Genomic DNA, 6,935 nt, shown 5'->3' on the forward strand with positions numbered 1-6,935 from the left:
AGAGCGGGCGGCTCATAACCGCTTGGTCGCAGGTTCGAATCCTGCCGGGCCCACTTTGAACTTAAAGGGGATGGAAAAAGCGACCTTGTTCAATTTTTGTTAGTAACCCCAAGGTCATGCCTCATGAACCAGGAGAAATAAAGGCAACTCAAATCGGGCGCAGCCGGAGCAAATTTTGTTTCTGAAGCACGCGTTCCCCGGGTTTAACGTAGATTTCAACGACTTGGCTGGCGCGAGGGGCGCGTAATTCATTTTGCATTTTCATCGACTCTAGAACAATCAGAACGTCGTTAGCTTCGACCGTTTGATCTTGGTTGACCGGAATGGCCACGATCAAGCCAGGCATGGGGGCTTGAAGGACATACTCCGAGCGCTCGGTTGAGTTGGTGGGATTGGCTTTACGCAAAGTATAGGCCGTCTTGTCCTCAACTTGAGCGAGGTAGGTACGTCCCTTAAGGTGGATCTCCCACTCTTCACCTTGGGGGGAAGCCAGCACCTCGTAGGATTTACCGTTCACGATGAGTGAGAGTAGAGGGGAATCGGTAAGGGCCGCCACATCCACCTCAATGATTTCACCATTAAGGCGAACATGATGATCATCTAGGATCTCGATGTGATACTCTTGATTACCGATGCGCACCACGTAGCCGGTCATTTTACCCCTTGATGGTCCAATCGAGCTATCGCAAGGCGTATTCCCATCGCCCTACCCATTTCCAAGCGCTGATCGGGCGTGCCGAATGATAGGATGGGGCAACTGTCTGTGGACGTTGGCGGTGAGTCACCAGTGCTGCTGTAATGGCGGCTAGCAGGACGGCAGTTTTTTCATCGCTGTTTTGGAGTGTGACTAGATGGTTGTCTACAAAGGAAGTATCACACTGGCCGGCGATGAAACGGGGGTTATTCAATAACGCCAGGTGGAAGGGGATGTTGGTCTGCACTCCGACGATACGCAATTCTTCGAGCGCCCGCCGCATGCGCTGAATAGCTTCGACGCGGGATTCCCCCCAAGTAATCAATTTGGCGATCAGGGGATCGTAATAAGGCGTAATCTCATAGCCAGCATAAATTCCGCTATCCAGACGGACGCCAGGCCCAGCCGGGGTAAATAAATGGCGAATCTGTCCTATCATAGGGATAAAGTTATGGGCGGGGTCTTCGGCGTTAATACGACACTCAATAGCCGCTCCGTGGATTTGGATGTCTTCCTGACTAAAACGTAACGGGCGCCCCATAGCAATCAGTATCTGTTCCTTGACCAGATCAATGCCGGTCACCATTTCAGTAACCGGATGTTCTACCTGTAAACGCGTATTCATTTCTAGAAAGTAAAAATTGCGATCTTGATCAACCAGAAACTCGATGGTTCCAGCATTGACGTATCCCACGGCTTGGGCTGCACGAACGGCTACCTCGCCCATCTGGGCGCGTAGGTCGGGGTTCTCGACGAGCAAGGGTGAGGGGGATTCTTCCACCAACTTCTGATGGCGACGTTGGATGGAGCATTCGCGTTCACCCAGATGAACGATGTTCCCGAATTGGTCTGCCAGAATTTGAAATTCAATATGTCGTGCGCCAGGGATGAGTTTTTCAAGGTAAATATTTCCGTCGCCAAACGCAGCTTCAGCTTCACGCCGCGCGGATTTGAGTAAATCCGGCATTTCTTCTAGGGAGCGCACCTCGCGCATGCCCTTGCCCCCACCACCAGCGGTGGCTTTGATAAGCAGGGGGAAGCCTATTTGGGGGGCGATGGCTAATAGTTCCTCATCGCTGAGGTTCCCTTCTCCCTCGGTACCGGGCACGACCGGAACGCCGGCGGCGGCCACAGTCGCGCGAGCCACGGCTTTATCGCCCATTGCGGCAATAGCCGAGGGTTTGGGCCCAATAAAGACGACTCCTGCATCCTGGCAAGCCTGAGCAAAATCAGCTCGCTCGGCCAGGAAACCGTAACCGGGATGAATAGCATCAGCGCCACATTTGCGGGCAAGGGCTAAAATCTTATCTGCGCAGAGATAGGATTCGCGTGCCGGTGATGGACCAAGGTAATAAGCCTCATCGGCATAACGCACGTGGAGAGCCTGGCGATCAGCATCTGAGTAAACCGCTACGCTTTGAATGCCTAATTCTCGGCAGGCACGGGCAATACGAACGGCGATTTCGCCGCGGTTAGCAATCAAAATTTTCTTAAACATTGGGCCTCCTTTGGTCTCCTTAAGGTTAGTTACAAAGGGATGTTGCCATGTTTCTTAAATGGATTGGTATCGCGTTTGTTGATCAACATTTGTAAGCCTTCGATCAGGCGTGGGCGAGTTTCGTGGGGTTCGATGACATCATCAATGTACCCTCGTGCTGCCGCTACGTAGGGATTGGCAAATTTTTCGCGATATTCTTGTACCAGTTCTGCCTTGCGTTGAGTGGGGTTTGTAGAGGCTTCTAGTTCCTTTCGGAAGATAATGTTCATAGCACCTTCGGGGCCCATGACGGCGATTTCGGCGGAAGGCCAGGCCAGGTTAAGGTCCGACCGCAAGTGCTTGCTGCTCATCACGATATAAGCCCCACCATAAGCCTTGCGTGTGATCACGGTAAGTTTAGGCACGGTGGCTTCACAATAGGCATGGAGGAGTTTTGCCCCGGCGCGAATTACACCACCATGTTCCTGGGCTGTGCCGGGCATAAAGCCGGGCACATCCACAAAGGTCACTAATGGAATGTTGAAAGCATCGCAGAAGCGGACAAAGCGGGCAGCCTTTTCGGCAGCATGGATATCGAGCACCCCAGCCAATACAGCGGGTTGGTTGGCAATGATACCTACACTGTAACCTCCAAGGCGAGCAAATCCGATGACAATATTGGGAGCAAAAGATTCTTGTAATTCAAAAAATTGCCCATCATCCACGATGAAGTTTAAAACGGCTTTGATATCATAGGCGCGCGAAGGGTCATCCGGAACCAGGTTATCGAGGGCTTCTTCCGTGCGTGCAGGATCATCCGAAGACGCAACAAAAGGCGGGTCACTCATGTTGTTGGAAGGCAGGTAACCAAGCAGTTGACGGGTGAGCGATAAGGCTTCGGCTTCGCTCTCGGCAACGCGGTGCGCAACACCTGAGAGTTGGGCGTGAACATCCGCCCCTCCCAGTTGTTCAAAGGTGACCTCTTCGTGGGTGACTGCTTTCACGACCTCAGGACCGGTGACGAACATTTGCGATGAACCGCGGACCATAAAGATGAAGTCGGTCAAAGCCGGTGAATAGACGGCTCCCCCGGCGCAGGGCCCCATGATCAGAGAAATTTGAGGAATGACCCCTGAAGCCAAGGTATTACGCAAAAACACGTCCCCATAGCCGGCCAGCGCATCTATCCCTTCTTGAATGCGTGCTCCACCCGAATCGTTAATACCGATCAGGGGAGCACCGTTTTTCATGGCCAAGTCCATAACCTTGCAAATTTTCTGTGCATGAATCTCACCCAGGCTGCCCCCGAGCACGGTGAAATCTTGGGAGAAAATAAAAACCTGACGGCCCTCGATCGTCCCCCAGCCGGTTACAACTCCATCGCCCAAGTAACGTTGCTGATCGAGGCCAAAGTCATGGCAGCGGTGAAGTGCCAGCGTATCGAGTTCACGGAATGAACCGGGATCAAGTAAAAGATCAATGCGCTCGCGGGCAGTTAATCGTCCTTTTTTATGTTGAGCCTCAATACGTTCGATGCCGCCTCCCAGGCGGGCTTGGGCCTTGAGCGCGCGTAAGCGTTGGAGTTTAGGGTTTTCACTCATAGCGGGATATCTTAATCTTCAGGTTGGGCAATTGTGGTTCTCTTCAATGTGCTTGGATGCCTGCGCATCCTTGACCTAATCAAATTAACCCCGTTAACGCGTTTCGTTGCGGGATTTTGAGCCAAGGAGCAGTTTGCGCAGAGTATGTTCATTGGTAGCCGTCTTAATACTCGTTCTCTGGAATATATGACGGTGTTTATCCTATTTCGACAGAACCCTCAAAATCTATCAAACTTTCTTTGGAACGAAATCCACTTTGATATACTTGGGACTGGTAGTGAGGGAGTTGTTTGGCAGTACCTTTTTTGTTACGTCTCTATGACTTATAAACGGAGGTAGCAAATGTTGGGGTTCTCGTTGGTTCAAGTAGTGGCATTATTGGCAAAACCGGTATTTATTATCATCTTGGCGATCGTTGCTCAGAGGCTGAGCGTCTCAGGTTTTCATGCCCTTGAGAAACGGCTATTGACGCGATGGGTGGCATTACCGCAACGTAAGGGGCGTATTCATACTCTCGTTCAACTTGGACAACACACTGTCAATGTAGTGATTGTTGTGTTGGCATTGCTTATGGTGTTGCACACGATGGGCATTAATATCTTGCCTCTTTTGACCGGCGCAGGTGTTTTGGGGTTGGCTCTCTCTCTAGGGACCCAAACGCTGGTGCGTGATCTCATCAACGGAGTCTTTATCCTTCTGGAAGGACAATTTGAGCTAGGGGATACAATTCGAGTTGGAGACCACGAAGGCGTGGTAGAGGAGATGACCTTGCGGATTACTCGAGTGCGAGATGGAGAAGGAAATATTCATATCTTACCCAATGGCGAGATTCGCATGGTGGTTAACCTCAGCAAACCGCACCTGGCCGGTGGGGTGGTGCAGGAACCCGAATAAAATCTGGCGACAAAAACGTGTTAAAATCTAAATTCCGATAGAGGAGGTCAAAATATGGCGGTGGTGTTAATCTTGCGCAAGCAAGAATATCAACTTGAAGGGACAATGACGGTCAAAGAGGCTTTGAAACACTTAAACCTATCTCCCGAGTCGCACTTGGTTGTGCGCAACGGCGAGTTGCTTAATGAGAACGATGTGTTAAGAGATGGCGATGTAGTCAAGATTGTCCCCTCAATCTCTGGAGGTGGATGGTGAGCGTACATGTTTCGATGAAATGTCACAAATGTGATGAGCGTGCCGTCATTCGGATGCGTCAGCACCGGCTGGCGTTGTGTCGGACACATTATATCGAGTGGTTCGTTCAACAGACTCAGCGCATGATTGAGAAATATCACATGTTTACCCACGAAGAGAAAGTATTGGTGGCTGTTTCGGGGGGTAAGGACTCACTGGCTTTGTGGGATGTGCTGTGGCAGTTAGGTTACCATGCGGAGGGTCTGTATATCCACTTGGGAATTGATGAGGGGATCCAATACTCAACCGAATCAGAGCGCTTGGCACGCGAGTTTGCCGAACAACGCGGTTTAGTACTTCATGTGATCAATGTGGCGCAAGTTCATGGCGAGACGGTACCCGAGATCGCCCGGCGTACTCGTCGTGGACGCGATAAACCCTGTGCGGTATGTGGGCTAATTAAGCGTCATGATATGAACCAAGCCGCATTGGACTTGGGATTTAATGTCCTCGCTACTGCTCACAACCTGGATGACGAAGTAGCGTTTCTGTTTGGAAACGTCTTTCATTGGAATTTGGAGCAAATGCGGCGTCAATCCCCTGTATTGCCTGAATCGCCGGGATTTGCCCGTAAGGTCAAACCTTTCTGTCGCTTCAGCGAACGCGAAACTGCAGCCTACTCTCTGGTACGGGGTATTGCCTATATTGAAGATGAATGTCCCTTTGCTGAGGGTAGTAAACAATTGCTTTATAAAGATCTGCTCAATCGGTTGGAAGAAGTTGAACCGGGGGCAAAACTGCGCTTTTACCTCGGTTTTCTGGAGGCGCGTGATTCCGGGCAGTTAATTCTTCCCCGTGAGGAAGAAAACCTGCTCGAATTACACCCCTGCCCTCGGTGCGGTCAACCAACCACATCACCCGGTTTGTGTGCCTACTGCCGCTTGTTCGAGAGTGAGTCGCTGGGAACACTGGGGACGCCAGTGCAGCCCAAGTGAACGATGTCAATACAAAATAGAATTGTCCCCCGAATTGCAACGTAGAGATGTCCCCACAGAAGGGTTGAGAAGAGGTGGAAGGCAGATCGGGTTGGGATGAGCGGATTAGTCTGGCATGCCTATATAGATCCAGAAAGGGCAACAGACGGCGATTTTAGTCAGTCCCCTGGGGAGAGGCCTGCTCAATAGGTTTGCCGTTGAAGTGGTGGGGTTTGGTTTTGGCGGTCGAGGGTCTTGGTATCCACGATAGTGGTTTGTCGAGCAGGTTTCCGGCAGACGGTATAAGCCAGGGGCTGGTTTTGGTAGAGGATGGTAACGTTTCCGTCGGGTTTCTGGCAGACGGTGATGCGGGCATGGCGCAGGGCATAGGCGAGGCGCTGAGATTGGATTGGGTAGATCGCCTGCTTGAATTGAACGCTGCTCACGCATCTGATACAGCGGCGGTCTCTTCGCCCGTCTCGGCTTCCACAAGCCTTCGGCAATCATCAGCTGGCGCACACTCTCCCGTGAGATGCACAGGTGATGCTGCTCGGTCAGTTTCTCGTGGGCTAAGGTCGGCCCAAAGTCGGCGTAGCGGTCAAAGAGCAGATTAAGCGCTTTTTGACGGGTTTCTCCATCCAGCCGATGGTGACTGGGCTTACCCCGCCGTCGGCTGATCAGCCCTGCTACGCCCTCGGCTTTATACGCCCGGTAGAGCCCTTTGACCTGCCGTACACTCAGAGCCAGCAACTGGGCTGCTTCGATTTGCGTCAAAAGCTTGTCCTTGATCCGTTGCATGATGTCTAGTCGGTTGATTTCTCGGTTACTCGTTTGCAGTAGTGCATCCATGTGTTTGTCCCTTCAAAAAGGACATTTTAACGTTGCACAAAGGGGACTTTACTACGTTGCGCCAACAGGGGGTCTGAAAGTGCTTGTCAAACCGGGGGTATTTTGCTATAATCGCGGTTGCAAGGGCGCGTAGCTCAGTTGGTTAGAGCGCACGGTTCACATCCGTGAGGTTCGGGGGTTCGAGACCCTCCGCGCCCACCTTCACAGGGATT

At 51.7% G+C, this 6,935-nt stretch carries 7 protein-coding genes and 1 tRNA gene; 4 read left to right on the forward strand and 4 right to left on the reverse strand.

Annotated features, from left to right (window positions below):
- Positions 1 to 148: 148 nt before the first annotated feature.
- From AC01YT_RS13255 to AC01YT_RS13265, 3 genes are read right to left on the reverse strand one after another with little or no spacing between them, the layout of a single operon-like run.
- A complete protein-coding gene (locus AC01YT_RS13255) occupies positions 149 to 655 on the reverse strand; it encodes an acyl-CoA carboxylase biotin carboxyl carrier protein subunit (RefSeq protein WP_476676170.1) in 507 nt (168 codons plus the stop codon).
- Between the two features lie 25 nt (positions 656 to 680).
- A complete protein-coding gene (gene accC / locus AC01YT_RS13260) occupies positions 681 to 2,192 on the reverse strand; it encodes an acetyl-CoA carboxylase biotin carboxylase subunit (RefSeq protein ID WP_476676172.1) in 1,512 nt (503 codons plus the stop codon).
- Positions 2,193 to 2,221: 29 nt separating this feature from the next.
- Positions 2,222 to 3,772: an acyl-CoA carboxylase subunit beta gene (locus AC01YT_RS13265; RefSeq protein WP_476676174.1), complete on the reverse strand. Its 1,551-nt coding sequence runs from the start codon at positions 3,770 to 3,772 to the stop codon at positions 2,222 to 2,224.
- A gap of 342 nt (positions 3,773 to 4,114) precedes the next feature.
- Between AC01YT_RS13265 and AC01YT_RS13270 the strand changes: the two genes are divergently transcribed.
- From AC01YT_RS13270 to AC01YT_RS13280, 3 genes are read left to right on the forward strand one after another with little or no spacing between them, the layout of a single operon-like run.
- Complete coding sequence (locus AC01YT_RS13270) at positions 4,115 to 4,666, forward strand: mechanosensitive ion channel family protein (protein ID WP_476676176.1); 552 nt, start codon at positions 4,115 to 4,117, stop codon at positions 4,664 to 4,666.
- A gap of 54 nt (positions 4,667 to 4,720) precedes the next feature.
- Positions 4,721 to 4,921 (forward strand): MoaD/ThiS family protein, encoded by a 201-nt coding sequence (locus tag AC01YT_RS13275; protein ID WP_315625877.1) that lies wholly within the window; start codon positions 4,721 to 4,723, stop codon positions 4,919 to 4,921.
- The gene (locus AC01YT_RS13280; protein ID WP_476676178.1) at positions 4,915 to 5,895 is read left to right on the forward strand and encodes a tRNA(Ile)-lysidine synthetase; all 981 of its coding nucleotides are present in this window, start codon (positions 4,915 to 4,917) and stop codon (positions 5,893 to 5,895) included. Before AC01YT_RS13275 ends, AC01YT_RS13280 begins: the two co-directional genes overlap by 7 nt.
- A gap of 105 nt (positions 5,896 to 6,000) precedes the next feature.
- Here AC01YT_RS13280 and AC01YT_RS13285 read toward each other — a convergent pair whose 3' ends face one another.
- The gene (locus AC01YT_RS13285) at positions 6,001 to 6,723 is read right to left on the reverse strand and encodes a helix-turn-helix domain-containing protein (RefSeq protein ID WP_476676180.1); all 723 of its coding nucleotides are present in this window, start codon (positions 6,721 to 6,723) and stop codon (positions 6,001 to 6,003) included.
- A gap of 123 nt (positions 6,724 to 6,846) precedes the next feature.
- Between AC01YT_RS13285 and AC01YT_RS13290 the strand changes: the two genes are divergently transcribed.
- Positions 6,847 to 6,921: transfer RNA gene (locus AC01YT_RS13290), tRNA-Val, on the forward strand.
- Positions 6,922 to 6,935: the final 14 nt, after the last annotated feature.

It is taken from the genome of Thermanaerothrix sp., assembly GCF_056331585.1.